This is a genomic window from Deltaproteobacteria bacterium, from assembly GCA_020845895.1.
In the GTDB taxonomy this organism is placed as follows: domain Bacteria; phylum Lernaellota; class Lernaellaia; order JACKCT01; family JACKCT01; genus JADLEX01.
In genome coordinates this window covers 13,421-36,262 of the sequence record JADLEX010000114.1, presented here as the reverse complement: position 1 = coordinate 36,262, position 22,842 = coordinate 13,421, and the positions used below count along the sequence as shown (strand labels likewise).

Annotated in this window: 22 protein-coding genes and 1 tRNA gene; 6 read left to right on the top strand and 17 right to left on the bottom strand. The window is 64.6% G+C overall.

Features of this window, described 5'->3' with window-relative positions:
- The 4 genes from IT350_15685 to IT350_15670 form a co-directional block, all read left to right on the top strand.
- On the top strand, positions 1–902 hold a 902-nt coding region (locus tag IT350_15685; protein ID MCC6159491.1), incomplete at its 5' end, for a hypothetical protein.
- A 91-nt stretch (positions 903–993) separates the two neighbouring features.
- The gene (locus IT350_15680) at positions 994–2,370 is read left to right on the top strand and encodes an NCS2 family permease (GenBank protein MCC6159490.1); all 1,377 of its coding nucleotides are present in this window, start codon (positions 994–996) and stop codon (positions 2,368–2,370) included.
- Between the two features lie 49 nt (positions 2,371–2,419).
- Positions 2,420–2,647 carry a DUF4266 domain-containing protein gene (locus IT350_15675; protein ID MCC6159489.1) on the top strand — a complete coding sequence of 76 codons (228 nt, stop codon included), beginning with the start codon at positions 2,420–2,422 and terminating at the stop codon, positions 2,645–2,647.
- Positions 2,648–3,808: a DUF3570 domain-containing protein gene (locus IT350_15670; protein ID MCC6159488.1), complete on the top strand. Its 1,161-nt coding sequence runs from the start codon at positions 2,648–2,650 to the stop codon at positions 3,806–3,808.
- Here IT350_15670 and truB read toward each other — a convergent pair.
- The 8 genes from truB to IT350_15630 form a co-directional block, all read right to left on the bottom strand.
- The gene (truB, locus tag IT350_15665) at positions 3,794–4,765 is read right to left on the bottom strand and encodes a tRNA pseudouridine(55) synthase TruB (GenBank protein ID MCC6159487.1); all 972 of its coding nucleotides are present in this window, start codon (positions 4,763–4,765) and stop codon (positions 3,794–3,796) included. The two genes, IT350_15670 and truB, sit on opposite strands and share 15 nt — an antisense overlap.
- On the bottom strand, positions 4,762–5,748 hold the full coding sequence (locus IT350_15660) for a DHH family phosphoesterase (protein MCC6159486.1): 987 nt from the start codon (positions 5,746–5,748) through the stop codon (positions 4,762–4,764). Before IT350_15660 ends, truB begins: the two co-directional genes overlap by 4 nt.
- Positions 5,735–6,178: a 30S ribosome-binding factor RbfA gene (gene rbfA / locus IT350_15655; protein MCC6159485.1), complete on the bottom strand. Its 444-nt coding sequence runs from the start codon at positions 6,176–6,178 to the stop codon at positions 5,735–5,737. Before rbfA ends, IT350_15660 begins: the two co-directional genes overlap by 14 nt.
- A gap of 1 nt (position 6,179) precedes the next feature.
- Entirely contained in the window at positions 6,180–6,458 is a 279-nt protein-coding gene (locus tag IT350_15650) for a DUF503 domain-containing protein (protein ID MCC6159484.1), read from the bottom strand.
- Positions 6,459–6,495: 37 nt separating this feature from the next.
- Entirely contained in the window at positions 6,496–9,090 is a 2,595-nt protein-coding gene (gene infB, locus IT350_15645; protein MCC6159483.1) for a translation initiation factor IF-2, read from the bottom strand.
- On the bottom strand, positions 9,083–9,400 hold the full coding sequence (locus tag IT350_15640) for a YlxR family protein (GenBank protein MCC6159482.1): 318 nt from the start codon (positions 9,398–9,400) through the stop codon (positions 9,083–9,085). Before IT350_15640 ends, infB begins: the two co-directional genes overlap by 8 nt.
- 16 nt (positions 9,401–9,416) lie before the next feature.
- Positions 9,417–10,979 (bottom strand): transcription termination/antitermination protein NusA, encoded by a 1,563-nt coding sequence (gene nusA, locus IT350_15635; GenBank protein ID MCC6159481.1) that lies wholly within the window; start codon positions 10,977–10,979, stop codon positions 9,417–9,419.
- A 64-nt stretch (positions 10,980–11,043) separates the two neighbouring features.
- Positions 11,044–11,514, bottom strand: a complete 471-nt coding sequence (locus IT350_15630) for a ribosome maturation factor RimP (protein ID MCC6159480.1) — start codon at positions 11,512–11,514, stop codon at positions 11,044–11,046.
- A gap of 214 nt (positions 11,515–11,728) precedes the next feature.
- Here IT350_15630 and IT350_15625 point away from each other — a divergent pair.
- Both IT350_15625 and IT350_15620 read left to right on the top strand, forming a co-directional pair.
- Positions 11,729–11,827 (top strand) — tRNA-Sec (locus IT350_15625).
- A gap of 26 nt (positions 11,828–11,853) precedes the next feature.
- Entirely contained in the window at positions 11,854–12,633 is a 780-nt protein-coding gene (locus IT350_15620) for a dioxygenase (GenBank protein ID MCC6159479.1), read from the top strand.
- Between the two features lie 52 nt (positions 12,634–12,685).
- On the opposite strand, the gene IT350_15615 is transcribed toward IT350_15620, so the two are convergent.
- From IT350_15615 to IT350_15575, 9 genes are all read right to left on the bottom strand, one after another.
- The gene (locus tag IT350_15615) at positions 12,686–13,081 is read right to left on the bottom strand and encodes a cytochrome c (GenBank protein MCC6159478.1); all 396 of its coding nucleotides are present in this window, start codon (positions 13,079–13,081) and stop codon (positions 12,686–12,688) included.
- Positions 13,082–13,154: 73 nt separating this feature from the next.
- Positions 13,155–13,907 (bottom strand): molecular chaperone TorD family protein, encoded by a 753-nt coding sequence (locus tag IT350_15610; GenBank protein MCC6159477.1) that lies wholly within the window; start codon positions 13,905–13,907, stop codon positions 13,155–13,157.
- A complete protein-coding gene (locus IT350_15605; GenBank protein ID MCC6159476.1) occupies positions 13,904–14,881 on the bottom strand; it encodes a hypothetical protein in 978 nt (325 codons plus the stop codon). The genes IT350_15610 and IT350_15605 overlap by 4 nt, the downstream gene beginning before the upstream one ends.
- A 10-nt stretch (positions 14,882–14,891) precedes the next feature.
- The gene (locus IT350_15600) at positions 14,892–16,019 is read right to left on the bottom strand and encodes a dehydrogenase (GenBank protein MCC6159475.1); all 1,128 of its coding nucleotides are present in this window, start codon (positions 16,017–16,019) and stop codon (positions 14,892–14,894) included.
- Positions 16,020–16,039: 20 nt separating this feature from the next.
- Complete coding sequence (locus IT350_15595) at positions 16,040–19,519, bottom strand: molybdopterin-dependent oxidoreductase (protein ID MCC6159474.1); 3,480 nt, start codon at positions 19,517–19,519, stop codon at positions 16,040–16,042.
- Positions 19,520–19,768: 249 nt separating this feature from the next.
- Positions 19,769–21,574 carry a tetratricopeptide repeat protein gene (locus IT350_15590; GenBank protein MCC6159473.1) on the bottom strand — a complete coding sequence of 602 codons (1,806 nt, stop codon included), beginning with the start codon at positions 21,572–21,574 and terminating at the stop codon, positions 19,769–19,771.
- A 21-nt stretch (positions 21,575–21,595) separates the two neighbouring features.
- Complete coding sequence (locus IT350_15585) at positions 21,596–22,027, bottom strand: hypothetical protein (protein MCC6159472.1); 432 nt, start codon at positions 22,025–22,027, stop codon at positions 21,596–21,598.
- A 69-nt stretch (positions 22,028–22,096) separates the two neighbouring features.
- Entirely contained in the window at positions 22,097–22,510 is a 414-nt protein-coding gene (locus IT350_15580; protein MCC6159471.1) for a type II toxin-antitoxin system VapC family toxin, read from the bottom strand.
- The gene (locus tag IT350_15575; GenBank protein MCC6159470.1) at positions 22,507–22,740 is read right to left on the bottom strand and encodes an AbrB/MazE/SpoVT family DNA-binding domain-containing protein; all 234 of its coding nucleotides are present in this window, start codon (positions 22,738–22,740) and stop codon (positions 22,507–22,509) included. The genes IT350_15580 and IT350_15575 overlap by 4 nt, the downstream gene beginning before the upstream one ends.
- Positions 22,741–22,842 lie beyond the last annotated feature (102 nt).

Genomic DNA, 22,842 nt, shown 5'->3' with positions numbered 1-22,842 from the left:
TCGCCGGCATGTTGCGCGCGGTCGCTCCGGAGACGGGCCTCGACCTGTCGATCCGCGACGCCGACGGCCGCTTGACGAGCTTTCATGACCTGAACGCGCTCGAACTCGAGGGCGTGGTGTTCCCCGAATTCCTGGGGATCGGCAACGGATTCAACGCGGTCATGTCGCTCGGATTCATCAAAACGCTCGCCTTCATCACGGGCGACGCCGACCTGATGGACTATTGGGACGAGCTGTATTTCGATCGCGATTATCCGCGTTACGTGGACCAGACGTTCAAGATTACGATGACGGGGCCGTTCACGAACTGGTCAAACGCGAACATGGCGTTCTGCGCGATCTACCCGCTGCTGCGGTACGAGGCCGATCCCGCCATCCGCGCGTACTGGCAGGAGGTACTGCGCCGCGACCTTTGGGAGACGTGGTTCGCGGGATGGGGCGCGGCGAATACCGATCTCGCGTGGTTCAACGTGATCTATTCGGCGTTCGCGCCGGGCGGCACGGATGTCGCGGCGGCGGACGCGGCGGCGACCGATCTCGCCGGTTTGCCCGAACCACCGTATTGGAACGAGCCGATCATCAACTGCGACCCGGGGGAACTTGCGGCGGGCGAATGCCTCGCCGTGGACGGCGTCACGACTATCACCCTCGCCGGCGCGCACATCGGCGGCACGTTCTTCCCCTACCTGGGGCACAACGACGCCTACAACTCGGTCGATCCAATCCCGCGCGCCATCCGGCCGCCGTCGAACTTCAACTGGCGGTCGAATCCCTTCGAGCCCAACGGCGGCGGCGGCTCTCGGCTCAACCCCGGCGGCGATTTCCACGGGGCGTATTGGCTCGGCCGATATCTGCGCCGCGCGTCGGATGCGTCACTGAACGTCGCCGAATACGCCTGGTAGGACGCGCGAAAGTCCGATTACGATTTTTCTTGCGACGCCCCGGCCCGGGCACTAAGATGATGTCCGCCTCTATTTCCCTGGGGGTCGGGCGATGAAGAACTTTTTCCGCTTCGAGGAACTGGGGACTTCGTACAAAACCGAAACGCTCGCGGGCGTCACCACGTTCATGACGATGGCCTATATCATCGTCGTGAATCCCGCGATCCTGTCGCATGCGTTCGGCGCGAAGATGAGTTTCGAGGCGGTGATGGCCGCGACGTGCATCGCCTCGGCCGTCGCCACCGTGGTCATGGCGCTCTGGGCGAAGTATCCCATCGCCCTCGCTCCCGGCATGGGGCTCAACGCGTTCTTCAGCTTTGAAATCTGCAACATGATTGCCGCCCTACAGGCACAGCACCAGGTCGCCGAGGGCGTCGAGCCGTGGAAGATCGCGCTCGGGATGGTCTTCATGTCCGGCTGCCTGTTCCTGCTCCTGACGTTCCTGAAGGTTCGCGAAATGATCGTCAACTCGGTGCCGAACGCGCTCAAGCACGGCATCGCGTGCGGCATCGGCTTGTTCATCGCGTTCATCGGGCTCGAGGAGGCGGGCATCATCACCTCGCATCCGGTCACCTTTGTTCAGCTCGGCAAACTGGCGGAGCCCGCGACGATCCTCGCGATCATCGGACTCGCGATCACGCTCGGCCTCATGGCGATGCGCGTGCGCGGCTCGATCCTCATCGGCCTCGTGGCGACGGGCCTGCTCGGCATCCCTTTCGGCATCGTGCATTTCGAGGGCGTCATCAGCGCCCCGCCGCAGCCCACCGCGTTCTTTCAGATGGATCTCGGCCACGCGTTTTCGTTCTACTTCATTACGCCGATCCTGATGCTGCTCTTCTTCGACATGTTCGACACGATCGGCACGCTCATCGGCGTCGGACAAAAAGGCGGCATGCTCGTGGACGGCAAACTCCCCCGCGCGACGCAGGCTCTCGCCGCGGATGCCATCGGCACCATCGTCGGGGCGACGACCGGAACGAGCACGGTGACGAGCTACATCGAGTCCGCCGCGGGCGTCGCCGAGGGCGGGCGCACGGGCTTCGCGAGCCTTGTTACCGCCGCGCTTTTCCTCGTCGCGATGTTTTTCACGCCGCTGGTCAAAATGTTCGGCGCGTCGGTCCCCTCGTCGCTGAACCCGGAGATCTTCCTGCGGCCGGTGACGGCCCCCGCGCTCATCACGGTGGGCTTTCTGATGATGTCGTCGATCCGCCACATCGACTGGAACGACATCACCGAGGGCGGCCCGGCGTTTCTGACCGTGCTGACCATGCCGCTGACGTTCTCCATCAGCCACGGTTTCGCGATCGGATTCATCAGCTACCCGCTGCTCAAGGCGGCGGCAGGCAAGGCGAAGGAGGTGCCGGGGCTCGTTTGGGGGCTCATGGCGATCTTCCTCGCGCGCTACGTGTTCCTGCCGATCCATTTGTAGGGCGCGGACGGGCTTTTCACGGCGGTTTGCGGATGGTAAGACGGGAGCCATGAACAACAGGTTACGCTTCCTCGCGGCACTCGCCGTTTTTGTCGCACTCGCGCTCGGCGCGGGCTGCGCCGTCGTGGCCCCGTACGAACGCGCCGCGCTCGCCGATCCCATCCTGACACTCGACGAGTCGGATCTCGCGGGCCTCTATGAAATGAAGATGCTCGAAACCCGCGAAGCGGGCCTCGCGGCGATCGGCGGCGCGGCGGCAGGTTGCGGCTGCAAGTGAATGCGCCGATTCGGCCGCGCGATCGTCGCCATCCTGGTCGCGGGCCCGCTACTTCTCACGCGTTCGGTCATCGCCGATGAATTTGCGAGCCGCCTCGCCATCTTCGCCGACAGCGAGAACAACTACGTCCTGACCGGCGCGACGCAGGTCCGCACGCCGCTCGCCGAGCGCTTCAACCTCGGCGCTCGCCTGCTGGTGGACGGGGTCTCGGGCGCGTCGACCAAGGCGGGCGACGATGTCGAGGATGCCTACCTGGGCGGATACTCAAACCGCAAACGCACGCGATACGAATTTTCGCAGCCCAATTGGCTTCGCCAGAGATACGAACTGTCGGGCTTCGGCGACGCGCGACACGGCGAGTGGGAGGAGTCGGGCGGATACATCTATTCGTACGAGAGCGTGTACGAGAGCCATACCGCGTGGGGATCGATCCGCCGCCATCTGTGGCAACGCAACTCCACCGTGTCGGCGACGTACTTTCATAACTTCGACACCGTGAACGCCGAGGACGATACGCGCGCGCGCGAACTCGACCTGCCCGGACGCAAGGATGTGGACGGCGGCGCGTTGGGTTGGCAGCAGGTACTCGGACGACGTTCAATCGCGATGTTTTCGGCGGCGGGGCGCGTGGAACGCGGCGTACTGGAAAGCCCGGAGCGTGACGTGCTGGTGTGGCGCGAGCCCGGCGTGCTCGAAATCTCGCCCGAGCGCCTGCCCGACGCACGCCGTCGCGGCGCGGTGGCGGTGCGTGCGGCGCGGCTCGTCGGGAACGACGCGAGCGTGCACGCGGGCGTTCAATACGATTTCGACGATTGGGGGCTCGCCGCCCCTTCGGCGCGCATCATGGCATTTCGCCGGTTCGGATCGGGCACGATCCTGCGCGCGCGTCTGCGAGCCTACACGCAGAATGAATCGCGTTGGTTCGGCACGATCGCCCACGCCGACCGCGACCGGTCGTACACCGCGAACGCGCAGATGCAGGGGTTCACGTCGTGGCTCGGCGGTTTGCGTTGGACGTGGAATTCGGGCGATGTGCCGGGCGCGATCACGGCCGTGAGCGGCGGGCTCGACGTCGATCTCTACTACCAGACGCCGCGCAATGAAATGAAACAGGGTTACTTCGCGCCCATCGTGGGGGCGAACGTTTTATTCCTGTGGTGACGCGCCCGGGCCGCCCGTTTCGCGGCGGTATTCCACCGAATCCACGAACACGCGCTTCGTTTTCCAGACGCCCTTGTCGAAGCGCGGCGTCGCCACCGCGATCAAATGGCCTCGCTCGTCGACGCAGCGCCAGAGATCGCATCCGCCCACGTCGCCGGTCGGGGGAGTTCGATCGAGCGGAAGCAATCGCCCATTGATGAGATCCCATGCGTCGTTCGGTCCCAGATCGATCGCGGGAAGATGCGGCAGCGCGTCGTCAAAACCGATTCCGACCTCGGCCGCGACGCGCGCGATGTCGTCCGCCCGAACGATCCGCTCCTCGAAATCGGCGAGCTTGATCGCGCGATCGACCGTGAACGGTCCCGACGCCAGACGCCGTAGCGAAGTGAGATGGCCGAGCCCTCCGAGCGCGATCGCCATGTCGTGCGCCAGCGTGCGCACGTACGTGCCCTTGGAGCAGCGCACAAAAAACGACCAGCCGTCCTCGTGCCGCGCGGTGAGACGCAGTTCGTGAACGACGACCGGCACGGGCTTCCGGTCAATTTCCGCGCCCTTGCGCGCAAGCTTGTGCAGCGGTCGACCGTCGATCTTCTTCGCCGAAAACATCGGCGGGATTTGCTCGATCGCCCCGGTAAACCTTTCCATCGCCGCCGCGATCTCCAATTCGCTCGGCACGTTCGCGGCGGTCGATTCGACCACGCGCCCCTCGCCGTCCTGCGTATCGGTCGCCGCGCCCCAATGCAATCGCGCCTCATACGATTTTTCGTCGAGAATCAGAAACTGCGACAGCAGCGTCGCGTGGCCGACGAGAACGACCAGCACGCCCGACGCGAAGGGGTCCAGGGTGCCCGCGTGGCCCACGCTTTTGTCATTCAGCAGACGACGCATCCGCCGCACGACGTCGTGGCTGCCGGGTCCGGGGTCTTTGTCGATGATGATGAGGCCGGAAAAACTCACGCCGAACCGAGTTGCTCGCGCAGCGCGGCGACGAGGTGGTCACGAATGTCGCCAAGTTCGCCCTCGGTGGTGAATCCCGCCGCGCGACGGTGCCCGCCGCCGCCGAACTGCGCCGTCACCACGGTGGCATCGATGCGCTCGGTCGTGCGAATCGAGCCCTTGATCCGCTTCTTCCCGTCGGATCCGACGACCTCGCGCACCACGTACGCGCCTTCGACCCCGATGATCGACCGGGGGATATCGACGAGACCCTCGAAGGCGTCCTGCGCCGCGCCCGCGCCGTCGGTCATCTCCCGCGTCACGGTCACGCCGGCGATGCGTCCGTCGTCCTCGATCGCGAGCGTGGTCAGCGCGGCGGCCATCAGGCGAATCGATTCGGGGCGCTGCTCGATGTAGAGGTGACGCGCCACCCGCGCGGGGTCCGCGCCGGCGGCGACCATCTCGCCGCAGATGCGATACGCGTCGGGCGAGGAGTTTGCGTTGTGAAACGCCCGCGTGTCCGAGAACACGCCGGTGTAAAGACAGGTCGCCGTGTCGGCGTCGAAAACGAAATCCGCCGCGCGCAGAATACGATACACCATCTCCGATGTGGAACTCGCCGATTCGTCCACGAAATTCCATTCACCGAACATCGGGTTGCTCGCGTGATGGTCGATGTTGACGACGCGCGGCGCGTTTTGGATCGTCTCGAGGATCTTGCCGACGCGGTAAAAATCACCGCAGTCGAGCACGAGGATCGCATCGAGGTCGTTGTGCCCGGGCCAGTCGCGGCGCAGATCGCCGACGCCGGGCAGGTAGCGCAGAAAGTACGGCGCGGCGTCCTGACTGTACGCGACGCACTCCTTGCCGAGGCGACGCAGCGCATGCGCAAGTCCAAGGACCGCACCCAGCGCGTCGCCGTCGGGATTCGTGTGCGACAGCGCGACAAACCGGCGTCCGCCGAGCAGCAGGTCGGCGATCTCGACGGCGCTATTCATCGTCATCGTCGTCCCCGGGTTCCACGGCGCCATCGTCGTCGCCGATTTCCGGCGGATTGAGTTCCCGTTCTTCGCGAATGCGCCGAAAGATCTCTTCCATCTTCTGGGCGTTGTCGAGGGCTGTGTCTTGGATGAATCGAAGTTCCGGCGTGAACTGCAAGCGCACGGCCTCGGCGATGTCGTGACGCAACCGCCCCATCGCGGCATGAAAGCCCTTCATCGCCGCGGCGACCTGGTCCTCGCTTCCCATCAGGCTGAACCAGATCTTGGCTACGCGGTTATCGGTGGACATCTCGACCTGCGTGATCGTCACGTCCTGAAGGCTGGGGTCGGCGAGACCGGTGCGCAGCGATTGCGCGACGGTTCGCATGACCGCCTCGGAGACGCGATCGCGCCTCGCGAATCCACTGTACTTGCGCACCTGGCGGCGGGCCATGTCAGTCCTCCCCGTCGGCCGTGAAAACGTCGATGGACGAATCGGCGACCTCGGCGAGCTGCAAGCCTTCCACGTAATCGAACACTTTGTCCATCACGGAGTTCATCACGCGTCCGTCGTTGCCCACCGCCACGAAGGCGAGCTTCGCACGGCCGATCGCGTCATGATCGGCGACCTCGGCCACGGCGATGTGAAAGGTCTCCCGAGTGCGTTCGAGGATCCGTTTGACGACGCCGCGCTTGTCCTTCAACGACTGCGTGTGATGCAGGCGGAGAACGATCGTGAGCGCCCCGATGACCATGGCCGGGCGCGGCCGCTCACGAGCTCGCGCCGGACGCGGGCAGGAGCTTGGCGGCAACCTCCTCGATCACGAAGCATTCGAGGATGTCGCCGAGTTTCACGTCGTTGAAATTTTCGACCTGGATGCCGCACTCGAACCCGGACGCGACCTCGCGGGCATCGTCCTTGAAGCGCTTGAGCGACGACATCTTGCCGCTGTAGACCTCGACGCTGTCGCGAATCACGCGGATCTTGGCCGAGCGCTGGATCTTGCCGTCCACCACGTAGCAGCCCGCGATGGTCCCGATCTTCGAGATGCAGAAGGTCTGGCGCACCTCGGCGCGGCCGACGTAGACCTCATTCTTGATCGGCGAGAGAAGGCCCTCGAGACCGGCCGTCACCTCGTCGAGCAGTTCGTAGATGATGTTAAAGATCTTGATCTGCACGCCCTCGCGGTCGGCGAGCTCTCGCACTTCCGGCGTCGGACGGACATTGAAGCCGATGACGACGGCCTGCGACGCGACGGCGAAGTTGATGTCCGTCTCGGTGATGCCGCCGACGCCCGAATGCACGACGGTGACCTTCACCTGCGGCGTCGAGAGCTTTCGGAGCGCCTCGGTGACGGCCTCGACCGAGCCCTGCACGTCGCCCTTCAGGATGACCTTGAGTTCCTTGATCGCCTCTCCGCCGGTCCGCTCCAGCAGGCTTTCCAAGCTGACGCGCGCCATGCGCCGCGTCTGGAGTTCGCGCTGCTTGGTCGCCATCATCTCGGCGACCTGTTTCGCCTTCTTTTCGCTCTCCGCGACGAAGAAGCGATCGCCCGCCGCCGGCACGCCGCCGAGGCCCACGACTTCGACGGGGTCCGCCGGTGCGGCTTCGTCGATGCGGCGACCCTTGTCGTCGTGCATGAACCGAACGCGTCCGTAAACGTTGCCCGCGACGATCGGATCGCCGACCTTCAGCGTGCCTTCCTGAACGAGAATCGTCGCCACCGCGCCGCGACCTTTTTCGAGCCGCGCCTCGAGGACGAATCCGCGCGCGGTTTTGTCCGCGTTCGCCTTGAGATCCATGATGTCGGCCTGAAGGAGAATCTTTTCGAGAAGCTCGTCGAGATTCTGCCGGTGTTTGGCCGAGATGAGCGCGAACTGCGTCTCGCCGCCCCACGATTCCTGCACGAGCCCGTGCTCGGCGAGATCGCTATAGAGGCGCTCGAGGTTCTTGTCGGGCTTGTCGATCTTGTTGATGGCCACGACGATCGGCGCCTTGGCGTCCTTGGCGTGGTTGACCGCCTCGACCGTCTGCGGCTTCATTCCGTCGTCGGCGGCCACCACGAGCACGACGATGTCGGTGACGTGGGCGCCGCGCGCGCGCATCGAGGTGAACGACTCATGGCCCGGCGTGTCGAGGAACGTGATGTCGCGCCCGCGCAGCCGCACCTTGTACGCGCCGATGGCCTGCGTGATGCCGCCCGCTTCGCCGCCCGCGACATCGGTTTCGCGCAGGGCGTCGAGCAGCGTGGTCTTGCCGTGGTCGACATGGCCCATGACCGTGACCACCGGGTGGCGGGGCGCCTGGACCTCTTCGGTCTCTTCTTCCGTGGCCTCGAAGAAGTCCTCGACCTCGACGGCCGTGTTCTCGATCTCGTAGCCGTATTCCGAGGCGATGATCGTCGCCGAATCGACATCGAGGAGCTGGTTGATGGTGCACATCTGGCCCATCTCGAACAGCTTGCGGATGAGCTCGCCGCCCTTGAGACCCATGCGCTGCGCGAGTTCGCCGACCAGAATGGCGCCCTCGATGCGAATCTTGCGCTTGATCGCCTTGGGCGTCGTGATTTCCGTGGCCTTGAAGTCCCGCTTCTTTTTGCGATGCCGTTCGGCCCGCATTTCCTGCTGGACCTGCTCCTTGGAGCGACGCCGGTCGTTGTAGTCCCGCTGATTGATTTCGACGACCCGCCGTCCACTCTTTTTCGCGGCGTCGCCCTCGGTCGTTTCTCCGGGCTTTTTCTCCTTGGGCGCGGCCGGGGCCGCCACGGGCGGCGGCGCCACGGGGCGCGAAATCACGCGCGCGGGAGCCGGCGTCACGCCGCGAAGCGAGAGCCGGCGGGGCGAGCGCTGAATCCGCGCGTTGTCTTCGTCCACGACCTCGTCGGACTCGGCGACGCCCTCAGGGGCGGTCTCGATCACGGCGTCGGCATCCGTGGAATCGACCGGCTGGGTCTCGACGACCGCTTCGGTCTGAGCCGGCAGAGAGGTGTCTTCGTAAACATCCATCGACGTGTCGACGTCGGCGGTCATCGCATCCGGCTCGGGCCTCAGCTCGGCTGTCATTTCCTCATGTGCGATGTCGACGTGGGTCGTCTCGTCGGCACTCCGGGCTGCACCGTCGTCGCCCTTCGAACGGACGGGCGCGCGCCGGCGAATGACGGTGGTACCGACGCGTCGCTCTTCGTAATTCTGGCCGCGATCGCGCTCCTCGATCTTGAGCAGGTCGCGCACGCGGGGGATGTATTTCAGATCGATCGTCGCCTGCACGTCGTCCGCGTAGATCCCCAGTTCCCGCAGCTTGGGCAGCAGGAAATAGGGATCCAGATTCAGTTTTTTCGCGGCTTCCGCGACCGAAATCTTACTCATGCCACGATACTCCACACCCGGGGACGCGCCGCGCGAGCAGACGCTCCAGTCGGGCCCTCAAGACTTCGCCATCCGGGGCCATCGACCGGGAGCGCAGTGTCCTCGCAAACGACCCCTTTTTCAAGGCCCTCTCGAAGCATAACAACGAGGGGCAGACATACGCACCGCGCCCTTCGGCGCGCTGCGTTTCATCGATTTCCAAGCGGTCCTCCGACGAGCGGAAGAACCGGATCAGCTCCACTTTCGGCGCGCGCTTGCGGCACGCACAGCAACTGCGGATCGGCACGTGAATCGCGTCCGGAGCGCCCATCCGCGTTTCCTCTTTTTCACTTGCGCATCACGTCGGCGATGCGCTGCGCGATCTCCATGTCGAGCCCCGGCACCGCGAGCAGCGCTTCCATCGCGATCCCCGCGAGCTGCGTCCGGTTGCGGTATCCCGCCCGATAGAGCGCCTCGGCGCTCTTGAGCCCCACGCCCGGCAGCTTGATGAGGTCGATCAGAAGTTCCGGCGGCACCGGCTTGTCCTCGGCGATCTCGACGGCCGGTTCCGGAGCAGCCGCATCGGTATTCGATGCGTCCTCTCCGGGTTTGCCCTCTCGCGGCGCGGTCTCGGCCGCGGGCTTCGCGGGCGTCGGTTCGGGCAGGGGCCAGTCGCCGCTGTCGAGGATGTTGTTGCAGATGTCGATGATCTCGTTCGCGCGTTCCTCGTTGACGCCGGGGAACCGCGTGAGGTCCTCGACCTTCGCGTCGGCGAGTTCCTCGAGGTCCGTGTACCCCGACTTGATGAGCAGATCGACCGCGACGTTCGGGATCTGCGGGATTCGCGCGAACATGCTCTTCGCGAGTTCGGCGATTTCCTGCCACTTCGTCTCGGACTGAATATCGAGCCGCCAGCCCGAGAGCTGCACCGCGAGGCGGACGTTCTGGCCCTTCTTGCCGATCGCGAGCGAGAGCTGATCGTCGGCGACGATGATCTGCATCGAGCGCGCATCCTCGTCGATGATCACTTTGGTGACCTCGGCCGGCGCGAGCGCGTTGCAGACGAACTTGGCGGGATTCTCCGAGTAGGTGACGATGTCGATCTTCTCGCCGCGCAGTTCGTTGACCACGCTCTGCACACGCGAGCCTTTCATGCCGACGCACGCGCCGACCGGATCGACGTTGGGGTCGCGGCTCGCGACGGCGATCTTGGCGCGCATGCCCGGCTCGCGGGCGACCGCCATGATCTGCACGATGCCCTCGGAGATTTCGGGCACTTCGAGCTCGAAGAGCTTGCGGACGAAATCGCCGCTCGTGCGCGACAGAATGATCTGCGGCGAGGTCGAACTTTTCACCACGTCCTGCACGAAGGCGCGGACGCGGTCACCGATATTGTAGTTTTCGCGCGGGATCTGGTCCTTGTGATAGACGATGCCCTCGGCGCGGCCGAGATCGACGATGATGTTGCCCTTTTCGAACCGGCGCACGATGCCGTTGGCGATGTCGCCCTTCCGGTCTTTGTACTCGTTGTAGATGTTGTCCTTTTCGGCGTCGCGCACCTTCTGGATGATGGTCTGCTTGGCCATCTGGGCGCTGATGCGGCCGAAGTTGCGCGAGTCGATCTTCTCGCCGATCGAATCGCCGAGTTGGGCCTCGGGATCGAGCACGCGGGCGTCCTCGATCAGGATTTCGACCGAGTCGTCTTCGACGTCCTCGACCACCTCGCGGAAACGGAACAGCTCCACTTCGCCGAGTTCCGGATTGAAATGCGCTTCGATATCGTAGTCGATGCCGAGTTTCTTGCGCGCGGCGCTCACCATTGCCGATTCGAGCGCCGAAATGATGACGTCCTTGGAGACTCCGCGTTCCTTCACGACGGCGTCAATCACCTGCGTCAGTTCCGAACCCATGGCCTCTCTCCTTCGGGACCCTCGTGTCCTGCGGGACCCTGGTGTCCTATCGGACCTTTGCGTCCTACCGATCGAACTCGAAGATCATGTTCGCCCGATCCACGTCGCGCGCATCGATTTCCCAATCCCGGCCTTCCATCTGGACGACCCACGTTTCCCCGCGAACATCCGTCAGACGGCCCGTGAACGCCTTGCGTCCTTCGACCGCCGTCCGGGTTTTCACCTTCACGAGCTTGCCGATCAGCTTCCGCGCATCGTCCGAATGCCGGATCGGCCGATCGATGCCGGGGCTCGACACCTCGAGCCGGTAACGACCCCGGATCGGATCCTCGACATCCAGCAGGGCCGAGAGCTCGCGGCTCACGGTCGCGCAGTCCTCGACGTTGATGCCGACCTCGTCGTCGATGAAGACGCGCAGCATCGAGGTGCCCCGCCCCGGGACATACTCGACGTCGAACAGGTCCACGCCGCAGTCGTGGCACACCCCTTCGGCGAGCTGCCGGATTTTCCCCACAATGCCCGAATCGCTGATCATCGGTCGCCGCCGTCGCCAACAAAAAAGCGGGATCCCCGAAGGGGGCCCGCCTTGAAAGCGAACCGAATTTGCGGCGTATTCCTACCACAGCGTCTTGCCGAAAGCAACTCCGAAATTCGGGCGATTCGGGGGTCTCCGACCGTGCGCGACCAAGTCCGTTCCGCCGCCGGGCCGCGCCTTTCTCGACGCACAAACCCGCGCTAGAGTGGCAGGCGGAAGTGGATCGGTCGCTGGTGCGCCGCCCGGCCTTCAAAGCCGCGTGGGGGGCGTTAATCGCGTCCCCGGTGGGTTCGATTCCCACCCACTTCCGCCAATCTTCGCCCAGAAGGGGTGCGTCCCGTGGCCGAAATTTCGGCGCGTTTTCCCGTGGGTTTCGTCGCGCATGGCGCGCCGCAGCTCGCGCTCGATCCCGTCAAGGGAGCGCCACTACGCGCATGGGGCGAACGACTGCCGCGGCCGACGGCAATTCTGGCGGTTTCGGCGCACTGGGAAGACGCGCCGGTCACCCTCGGCGCGGCCGAACCCGCACCGCTCGTGTATGACTTTCACGGCTTTCCCGAGAAGCTCTACCAGATCGAGTATCCCGCGCCCGCCGCACCGGAACTCGCCCGGCGCGTCGCGGCGATCGTGGGCGGCGAGCCCGTCCGACACGACACGCGGGGGCTCGATCACGGCGTGTGGACGCCGCTCATGCATCTGTTCCCTGATGCTTCGGTGCCCGTGCTGCAAATCTCGATGCCGCGCGCGATGAGCGGCGCGATGCTCTTCGCACTGGGCGAACGGCTCGCTCCCCTGCGCGACGAGGGCGCGTGGATCATGGCCAGCGGCAATCTCGTGCACAATCTCGGACGCATCGACTGGAGCGAGACGCAGCCCCCGCCGAGCTGGGCCGCCGAGTTCGACGCGTGGATCGAAAAGACGCTCGCATCGCGCGACTGGGACGCGTTGATGGACTACGACCGGACTGCGCCGGCGATCGCCCTGGCGCACCCGACCGCGGAACACCTGCGACCGATCCTCGTGGCTGCGGGCGCGGCTTCCGGCGATGCCGTATCGTTCCCCTTCACCGGATGGGAATACGGGTCGCTGTCGCGGCGGTGCGTGCAGTTCGGCGGGTAGACGATAAAGGCCGACCCGAGGGTCGGCCTTCGGATTTCGTGTTGATTTCGAATTACTTCGCGACCGCGCGAACGTAGGCGGCCACGTCCTTGATCTCCTGATCCTTGAGCGTGCCCTTCCACGGAGCCATGAGCGGCGACTTGCCGACCGCCGCGCCGCCGTCCGTGATGACCTTCAGCAATTGTTCGTCGGTCAGGCCGGACATGTACGCCTTGTCGGTGAAGGCGCGCGGTTTGGGATTGAGCGCCGCGCCGGCGGGACCGTTGCCGTCGCCCTTTTCGCCGTGGCACGAGAAACAGTAGGTCTTGTACGGAGCCGCGCCCTTGGCCGCGTCGCCGAGCAGGCCGGCGGCGTCGGCGACGGGACCGAAGGCGAACTGCGCCGCCATCGCCACGGCCACCGCCACGGCGATCGTCATCACGAATTTGGAAATCGAACCCTGGGTCATGTCATCTCTCCTTCATCGGATTTGCGGCGGGCGACCCGCCGGATTTTGGCGACGGCGATTGTTCGTCGCGTGTTCACGAATGCGTCGCGCCCGGATCGAACTCGACCGGAGTCCACTGCTCCTCGGTCGCCATCGGGCACTCGTACGGCGTGCCGTCGTCGGCGACGAACGCAGCGGAATCGCCCGCGGGCCAGTTGTGCGCGAGCACAAGACTGTCCCACAGAAGGCCAAGCGCCGTGGCCGCCGCGTCGAGCACGCCGCCGGGCACGGTAGCCGACAGCCGCTCGCAAAACGTCGGCAGCCAGTCGCCGAGATGCTCCCACACGAAACTGTCGATAGCCGTCTGTGTCACGGTGGTCCGCTCGGGCTCGCCTTCGGCCTTCGAGCGTTCCGCCATCACCAGAAGCGCGGCGAGGAATTCCAGTTCGCACACGAGATGGTCGGCGCGCCGCTCGCCCGGCTGATCGGCGCGGAAGCCGAACGCCTCGTAGAACCCGGCGATGTCGCCGAGAATCGCGCCTTTGTCGCGGCGAACGAACGCGGACTCGTAGGGCGGACAGTCGGACTGCGCCCAGAACGCCCGGGCGTGCTCCGCCTCGATCTGGTCGAGCGACGCCGCCGACACCCGCGCGTGAAGTTCGTCGATCGCCGCAACGAGACCCTCGGCCCCGGCGAAACCCGCCGTTTCGACGAGTGCACGCAGATCGTCCGGCTTCGTCTCACGCAGCGCGTGCGCCGCGACCGGGGTGGTGAAGGCATCGGCCAGCACGCCCAGCAGATCGGACTGCGCGAGCGGCGCGAGGTTGTTGAAAACTGCCTCCGTCACGGTTGCACCTCGAAGGGCACCCAGTTCGTCCAGTGCTTGCGCCCGCCGACGTTTTCGTGCGTGCCTTCCCACACCGCGAACGACACCTGACCCGCGCCGCCGAGCTGGAACTGGTAGTCGAGCGGATCGGTCGATGCGATCGGCCGCGAGATGACGACCGACCACGTGCCGTTGGCCCACACGCCCTTGGCTCGCGAGACGGAATCTTTCTGGTGCGTGAGCGTGCCGAATCCTTCCGCGATCAGCTCTTCCGCCGGCTGCGTGCGCGAGAACACCGCCAACGGGTTGCCCGCCTGATTGGCGACAAACCACTGCAGCGAGCGCGGGTCCTTGAAGGCCGTCGGAACGGGATAAGGGAACTTCCCTTCCGCGAACCAGTAGAGGTCGCTCCAGTAATTCGGATGCAGGTCCTGCACGTCCTGGAATCCCACGTCGAGATCCTTCTGCCACAGGGCTTTCCAGTGAACGATCTGCACCTTGCCGGTTTCGCGGTGGCCCATCATGGGCGCGGCGCCGGGATCGAGCGGAAACTGCATCGCGACGCCGTCGGTAAACCGCGCCGTGTCGACGTTGCCGTCGGCGGTGGCGTCGGCCCAGGTGAGCCGCCATGCGATCGTCTTGCCGTCGGTCACGGCCTGCACGTCGATTTGTTGAACGGCCGTCTGCTCGGGCAGGAGTTGCGGCGCGGTGATGAGCTGCGGGATGACGGGGACGCGATACGCCGGGACGTTGTTCCAATACTCGGCGTAGGGATTGTCCGTCGCCAGGTCAGCCTTGGCACGAACGACGACGAGCTTGTCCGCCTGCGTCGGCGCGATGGACGGGAACGAGCCCGCGGGCGGCCACGGGGCTTTGGCGACCGGCGCGCCGGCGTCTTCCAGCGCCGCCTCGGGCGCGGAGGTCGACGCGCACGCGGTGGCGAACGCAAGCGCGATCAGCGCGACACAACCGCCGATGATGGTTCGCATCGACATCGTTTGCCCCTTAGTTCGTGTTGTGACGGAAGGCGCCGAAGCGCTCGTCGCGGTGGTCGCGGATAACCGTCGGCTCGGTGAACGGCACGCGGGTGACTTCCTCGCCCTTGTCGTTCCAGCCGACCACCTCGTCGCCCTGCACCTCGAACCGGTCGATCATGTACTCGGTCGACCCGAAGAGCATGAGCGCGCCCAACAGTTTTTTATCGTTTTTCAGGTTGCGGTAGAGTTCCTTCGACTCCTCCACGCCCGGTCCGAACATCATCTCCAGAAATCCGTCGGGCACGTGGATCGGCGGGATGTAGTACACGTTCGGGCCGGTGCCGAACTGCGGGTAGAGCGGCAGCGCGAGCTTGCGGATCTTGACGATGTAGTCGAAGGGGTTGTCTTCGCGCGGCTCGTCCTGCGTGGTCAGGAATCCGTGCAGGCGGATCTTGCCGATGCACGACTCGACGCACAGCGCGACCTTGCCCTCCTCGACGCGCGGGAAGCAGCCGATGCACTTTTCACTCGCGCGGCCGATGACGTTGTAAAAGACTTTCTTGTACGGGCACGCCTTCACGCACTCCTGGTAGCCGCGGCAACGCTCCTGATCGACGAGCACGATGCCGTCCTCGTCGCGTTTGTAGATCGCCTTGCGCGGGCAGGCCGCGGCGCAGGCGGGATTGTCGCAGTGGTTGCAGATGCGCGCGAGGTAGAACATCCAGTGCGGATGCACGCCGTCGAAGAACCCGCCGCGCTCCAGCAGACCGGTGGTGTCGTCCTCGCCGATATTCGGCGCGGCGTAGTCCTCGATCACTGGGCGATGGCCGATCGGCGGATCGAGGGGGCTGTGGTTTTCGAAGACGGTGTTGCCGAGGTAAGTGACCTTCCGCCACTCGCCGGGGCCCTGCATGTCGAGCAGCTTCTGGTCCCACGCGAGCGGGTAGCCGCCGTAGGGTTTCGTCTCGACGTTGTTGTAGAAGATGTGCTCCTGCCCTTTGCCGCTGGTCCAGCAGGTCTTGCAGGCCACGGTGCAGGTCTGGCACTCGATGCACTTGTTCGTATCGAAGATGTAGGCGACCTGCCGCTTGGGCGGAGTGGAGTCGTAGGGGTAATCCATCTCCCGGCCGATCTGCCAATTCATTCGCTTCGCCATGGTCGATGCCTCCGTTGGTGCTAGGCGCGTTTCACGTAAGCGCCGGCCAGGAATTTCTTGAGCACGTCGTTCTCGTAACCGGGACGCAGGCCGAGCTGCGCCGGCCGCCACAGACCCTTGCCGTTCAATCCGCCGTCTTCGGCTTTCGTGATACGCACCATCGACTCGCGCGGCGCGCCGGTCGGGCAGTGCACGTCGGGCTCGAATCCCTGCTTCATCTCCTGCCCGAAGGTCTGCTTGATCGTGAGCGTGTCGGTCATCATCGTGGGCTTGAGCCAGCCGCGGGTGCAGCTCTGGTGGCTGCCGGTCCGGAACATGGCTTGGTAGCCCGTCTCGGGGCTCTTCGCGAGGCCGTTCGCGTTTTGAGCCTGGCCCTTCACCGAGCCAAAGGTCGCGCCGTACATGTTGTGCCACATGCGCGTGACGCCGCGCGGCGTGCCGGGATAGTAACGCACACGCGCGAGCAGACGGGCGACCTTGTATCCCTCGGGGTATTTTTCCCATCCGCGGAAGGGCCGGTCGTGCGGATCGGCGTCGATGTGCGCATAATCCCCGTCCTCCAGGCCGAGATCCCTCGCATCCTGCGGATGAATATCGATATAGCCCTCACTGATGAAGGGCATGCGTTTGTCGGCGCGGAACATGTCGCCGAAGGGCCCGAACCAGATCGCCACGATGTCGGTGTCGATCGGCGTGGTGTGCGCGCCGTGCCGGTATTTCGGCGTATGGAAGATGTACTTGTAACCCTCGTGCGAGAGCGGATGCTCCGTGGACATCAGCTCGTCCACCGTGCGCACGACGTGCCGCGCCTGACGCGTGTCAGCATCGAGCTTGTCCGGGGAGACGCCGTACTTGTCGGGCGTCTTCGGGCGCAGCAAGGGGTGCGCTTTCGCCACGATCACGTTCGGCTCGTAAAACGTGGAGTCGATCGGCTCGCGATGCACGAGCAGGTTCTCGCCGCTGTCCATGAACTCGGGCTCGTCGCGGTAGAACTCGAGACGGCCCGACTTGGTGTAGTACGGCTTGCTCTCGTTACCCTGCTCCCACGCGCCGACCTTGGGGTACGTGCGCGTCTGAATGATGCCCGGAATGCCCGCCTCCGCGTTCCTTTCCAGATCCGCGATCTTGTATCCGCGGGTGCTGTTCGACGCGTTCAGAACGCGCTGGATATACGGTCGCACGCGGCCGTCTTCGATGAACTTCCAGTAGGCGTCGTAGCGATCGTCGCCGGTTTCCTTGCCGACAGCCTTCGCGATGCCCGCGGCCACCTCGACGTCGCTTCGCGTGTCGTGGATGCGCTCGAGCGGCGTGACCGGGAAGACGTAGAGGAACGGATTGGTCACGCTCGCGGTCATGTCGGGGTACTTGAACTCGGCCCAGCTATCGACCGCGTACACGATGTCGGCGTATTCGCAGCTCGCCGTCCACCACCAGTCGCTCACGCCGACGAACTCGACGCGCGAGAGCGTGTTGATGACGAAGTCGTAGTGGCCTTTCACGTTGCCGATCAGCGAGTTGGAGTTGCTGACCGTGAACGATTTGGTCGGTGTGGGCACGTGCGACTTGCCGGTCAGCACCGCGTCGCCCATGCGCAGGATCTGGTCGCCGTGGTTGAAGTAGTGGACGCTCTCGGGCTTGAAGTAGCGCTTCACCGTGGACGGCTTGGCCGGATCGAGCTGCACGTTGAACGGGTCCTCGGCGATGTACTGGCCGATGCCGTTGAAAAAGCTCGTGCGGTAGTTGCCCGCGTAGCTGCCGACGTTGCCGCCGAACTTGCCGATGTTTCGCGTGAGGGAGGCCAGCAGGAAGACGTCGCGGTCCTTCAGGTCGTTGTTGAAGAACTGGTTCGGGCCCATGCCCATCGCAAACAGCGTCTTGTCCTTGTTCGCCGCGATCTGGCGAGCCAGCGTGCGGATCGCGCTCGCGGGCGCCCAGGTGAGTTTTTCCACGTCCTCGGGTGTGTAGCTGCCGTCGAGCATTTCCTTCGTGACGTCGAAGACCGTGCGGCACGTCACCGTGCTACCGTCCGCGAGCTTGACGCTCACAGCGCCTTCGAGTTGCGCATCGATGCGCAACTTCGCGAAGTGCTCGCCGACCTGGTCGTGATTCACGGCGACCGGGGCTTTCTTTTTCCGGTCCCAGATCACGTAGTCGCCGAACGCGTCACGCAGTGCCTTCGTCATCGTCGGTCCGGCCTGCTCGAACATCGGTGGCGCTTTTTCGCCGGCGGCCAGAACCTTGCTGCGATCCGACAATTCGGCGTTTTGATAATCGGGAAACACATCCGATGCGCGCAGCTTCACGCCCGTATCCATGCGCACGAGCAGCGGCAGGTCCGTGTTGGCTTTGATGTAGTCAGCGTCGTAGCGCTTTTCGGCGATGATGACCTGCGCGAGGCCGAGCGCGAGCGCCGGCGTCGTTCCCGGCCGCACCACGAGCACCTCGTCGCCCTTGCTCGCCGTCGCGCTGTATTCGCACGCGATGACGACGACCTTCGTGCCCTTCATGCGCGCTTCGGTCAACCAGTGGCTGTCGGGCATCTTGGTCGTGATCCAGTTCATGCCCCACACGATCACGAGCCCCGCGTGCTCCGCGTTGCACAGGTCGAAATCGACCGTCTGCTGGCCCGTCACCATCGGGTGTCCCGGCGGCAGGTCGGTGTGCCAGCTATAGTTGTCCCAGCCGCGCGCTCCCTGTGCCTGATCGGGCGACACGCCACGCAGCTTGTTGTCGAGCAACGCCATCGAGTTGGCGAGGCGGTACTGCGCGAAAACGCGCGTCATGCCGAGCAACGGCATGCCGCCGCGAAACTTGAGCACCTGCGTGCCCACGCCGCCCGTCGCATCGACCATCACCGGGTCGTAGCCCTGCGCGAGCAGCCGCTTCTTGCCCTCGTCGCCCGTGTAGGTCTTCGCGATGTTGATCATCGCTTTCGCGGACAGCTCGAACGCCTCGTCCCACGTCCCGGCCACCCAGGAGTCGCGACCGCGCTGCATGTATTTGGGATCGGCGGCGCCGGTCTTGGGATCGCGCGGGAAGCCGTCATCGACCCACTGCTTGAAGCCCTTGCGGATCATGGGCTTGCGGCAGCGGCGGTCGCCGTAAAAACGACGGGCGAGCGCGAGGCCCTTCTGGCAACAGCGCGGATCCCACCTGCGGCTGGCCGCGTTGCCGTCCAGATCGGTCGCCTTGTGGAACCCGTAAGTCGGCCCGATGCGCGTCACCACGCCGTTCTTCACGTACGCGCGCAGAAGGCAGTTATGCGTATCGTTCGGCGCGCACAGAAACGTGAACGACGAATCGGATTTGTAGAGGTTGCGATAGACCTTCTCCCATTCGCGGTTCGGATACTGGGAGAGCGGGTTGTCGACGATCACCGGGCGCAGCATGTTCATGGCCGCGGCGGCTTTGCCCGCGACGAGCGTCGTCCCTGCGCCGGCGGCGGCCAGGTGCGTGAGAAAACACCGCCTCGATAGACTCTTGCCGGACGAATTCTTCATGTCGCCTCCCGCGATCGCGATGCGATGTCGGACCTGTAGAACGATATCGGACCCTGGAAACCCGAAGCGCCCTGACGCCGTCGACGGGCATCGACGCGGCAGGACGAAATCAACAACACGACGTGTTCCGTCGCGAGCGTTATCGCACGGGAGTATCGCCGGGCATTTGACGTGAGTCAAACTCCCGCGAATTGCGCGAGCGACTAACCGGTCGGGAGTTGCCGAGGAAACGAGCGCACGATGTCGCGCTCACGGAACGGAGAGCCGCGCCCCGCGAAGGCTCTCAAGTTCACGCGATAACCGCGCGGATTCGTCGTCGTGAGGATAGTTGCTGATCGACTTCTCCAGGAGACGCGCCGCCTCGTCGAACCGTCCTTCCTTCATGTAGATGCGGGCGAGCGCGTTGTACTTTTTGTATTCGATGTCGGGATCGATCTCGATGGCCTTCGTCAGAAACGTCTTCGCCTTTTCGTCTTCGCCACGGCGTAGATACACGAGTCCAAGACCCTCGTAGGGGCAAGTGTATCCGGTCGGGTCTTTTTCGACGGCCAGCTCGAAGTCGTGTTGTGCCGCGTCGAGTTCGCCCTTGTTGTAGCGAATGATCCCGAGTTCCGTGATCGCGTACTTGTTCTCAGGATAGTGCGTGAGGACGCTGCGAAAAACGGCCTCGGCCTCGTCCATCCTTTGCAATCCCGCGAGCGCATTGCCCTTGCCCAGCATTGCAAGCAGATGCCCGGGCACAACGGCGAGGATGCGGTCGTACGCCGCGATCGCCTCGTCGTGCCGCGCTTCGTTGGACGCCGTCCACGCGAGCCCGAGCAGTCCCATTTCGTGCAGGAACGGAATCGTGGACCAGTACTCGTCGCGAGCGCTGCGCGCAAACCACCATGCGCCAGGCGAAATCTCCCGCGTCGCCGACACGAAGCGCTCACGCGACAGGGCGAAATCCTTGTGCACGAGCGCAAGATGCCCTTCCACCACGGACTTGCCGAGCCAAGCGGGAAGGCCGAGCCACGATGCGACCGTCCGGTCGGAACCGAATTCTCGAACGATCTCCTCCGCCTCGCCGTAACGGCGCAGCGCCAGCAGCACGAGGGCTTTCGCGAGGCGGTCCTCGGCTCGGCCCTCGAGATCGACGGCGCGATCGAAAAACGCGAGCGATCGTTCGTAATCGCCGATCCGATAAAGCCGAATCGCGGCGTCGCGCTGCATCCCGACTCGAAAAGCCTCCTGCTCGGCCGATTTCACCATCATCTCGGTCTCGGCGTCGTAGTCGCCGGTCTTCGAGTAGAGCTTGCCGAGCGCCTGGTAGGGGCAGCCCCAGTAGTTGAAATTTCCGTGCTCCGCGAGCCACGCATCGTACTGGCGTGCGGAGTCCTCCAGCCAGATTTGCGCCTCGCCCTCGTGGTGCGTGCGCGTCAGGATTCGGCCCAGAAATTCCTTCGCCCGGATTTCGTTGATGGGATCGTCGCCCGGTTTCACTCGACGCAAATATTCACGCAGCCGCGGCTCCGCTTCGGCGAGCCGATCCTCTTTGTAGTCAAACCACGCCAGATCCACGAGCAGCGTGATTTGGTTTTCGTCGAGATCGAGCGCCCGCAGGAAGAAGCGTCGCGCCCGCGCGTAGTCGTCGAGAGCCGCCGCGCAACGTCCCAGCGCGATCTGGTGCTTCGCCGCATTCGGTTCGATCCGCGCGGCGTTTTCGTACGCCGTCCGCGCCTCTTTGGCATGAGACCGTTTTTCGGCGGCGTCCGTTGCGAATTCCGCCGCCGTCATGTGAAACGCTCCGAGGAATTCGTACGCCATGGCCTGATCGGGATTCATCGCGATCGCGGAACGCAGCAGGGCTTCGGCATCCGCGAGCGACCCGGGATTTTTCGTCGCGACGGCGTCACGCACGATCTCGTGCGCGCGATTGACCCGCGCCTCGTAGGTCGCCGTTTCGTATCCCGGAGGAATGGGCGCGACGGCTTGGGGGGCGTCGCAGGCGCACAGCGCGACCGTCAGCCAAAGGCCGACACGGGCGAGCCGGAGTCGGCAGCTGCCGGAATTCACGCGCTATCTCCTGAGATCGCTCTACGCCATCAGGTCCTTCAGACGCACGTGCGCGAACTTGTTCTTTTCGAGCACGTCCTTGGTGTCCTTCTCTTGTCGCGGCGGCACGCGAAGAACGATGACGGGGTCGAGGCTGTTCTTCTGCTGCATCACATAGATGTAGCGAATGTTGATCTTCGCCTTGGCGAGCGTGGCGACGATGCCGTGCAGCGCGCCGGGGGCGTGCGCGAGACGCACCGTGAAAACCTTGGAGACGCTGACAGTGTAGTTTTTATCCTCCAGGGCGTTTTGAGCAATCTCGGGAGCATCGACGATGAACCGCGCAATGCTGACGGACTGCACCTCGTCGATCGTCAGGCCGAGGATGTTGACGTCGGCGGTCTTGAGCAGTTGCAGGATGCGGGCGAGCTCGCCGGCGCGGTCGGGCACGTAAATCGAGAGTTCGTCAACCATGGCATTCCTCCTCGCGTGGAACTCCACTAGTGGCCGATTCGCGCGCCGAGGGCAAGCCCCGGCGTGCGCTCATGGATTCGCGGGCACGATCAGTTCGACGGTCGGAAAGCACGTCCGGTACCGCCTGGCGTCCCGCGTGAGCAGACGATAACCGGCGACCGCCGCATGGGCGCCGATGAAGAAGTCCGGCAGCGGTGAAGTCCTTACGCCCCCGCGTCGGCGGTACGTCTCGAAGACCTTGCCCGCGAGAAAAGCGGCCTCGAAGGGAATGGCTTCGCGGCGGAACACGTCGGGAGAAAGAACGTCGTTCAGAAGCTCGATCGATGCGTAACCGACCGACACCTCGGCGAACACGACCGCGTTGACGACGAGCCGAGAATTTTCGCCGACGCGCGCCAACGCCGCACTCGACCAAGAGGACCATTGCGGGTCTTCGGTCGCGATGTCCAGGATCACATTGCTGTCGACGAGAACGGGGTTCATTCGCCGCGCGTGAGCGCCATGATCTGGTCGGTCGTCATCCCTTCGGCGGCGGTTCCGCGGATACGTGCGACGATCGACTCCCCGCGCGCGGCCTTTTTTCGCTTCTTCGCCCGAACGATCTTCGCCGCCTGCCCGTCGATGATGAAATCCACCTCGGTCAGCGGCAGCAACCCCAGCTTCTCCCGGATTTCCTGAGGGATCGTGACTTGCCCCTTCGATGTGATCCGCACGGCGTCCTCCAATTCTTACCGGTAAGAGTATTACCGGCGTCATGGGCACGTCAAGCCGCGCCGTGTGGCCCGAAATTCCCCGTGCCACGCGAGCCGCAACCT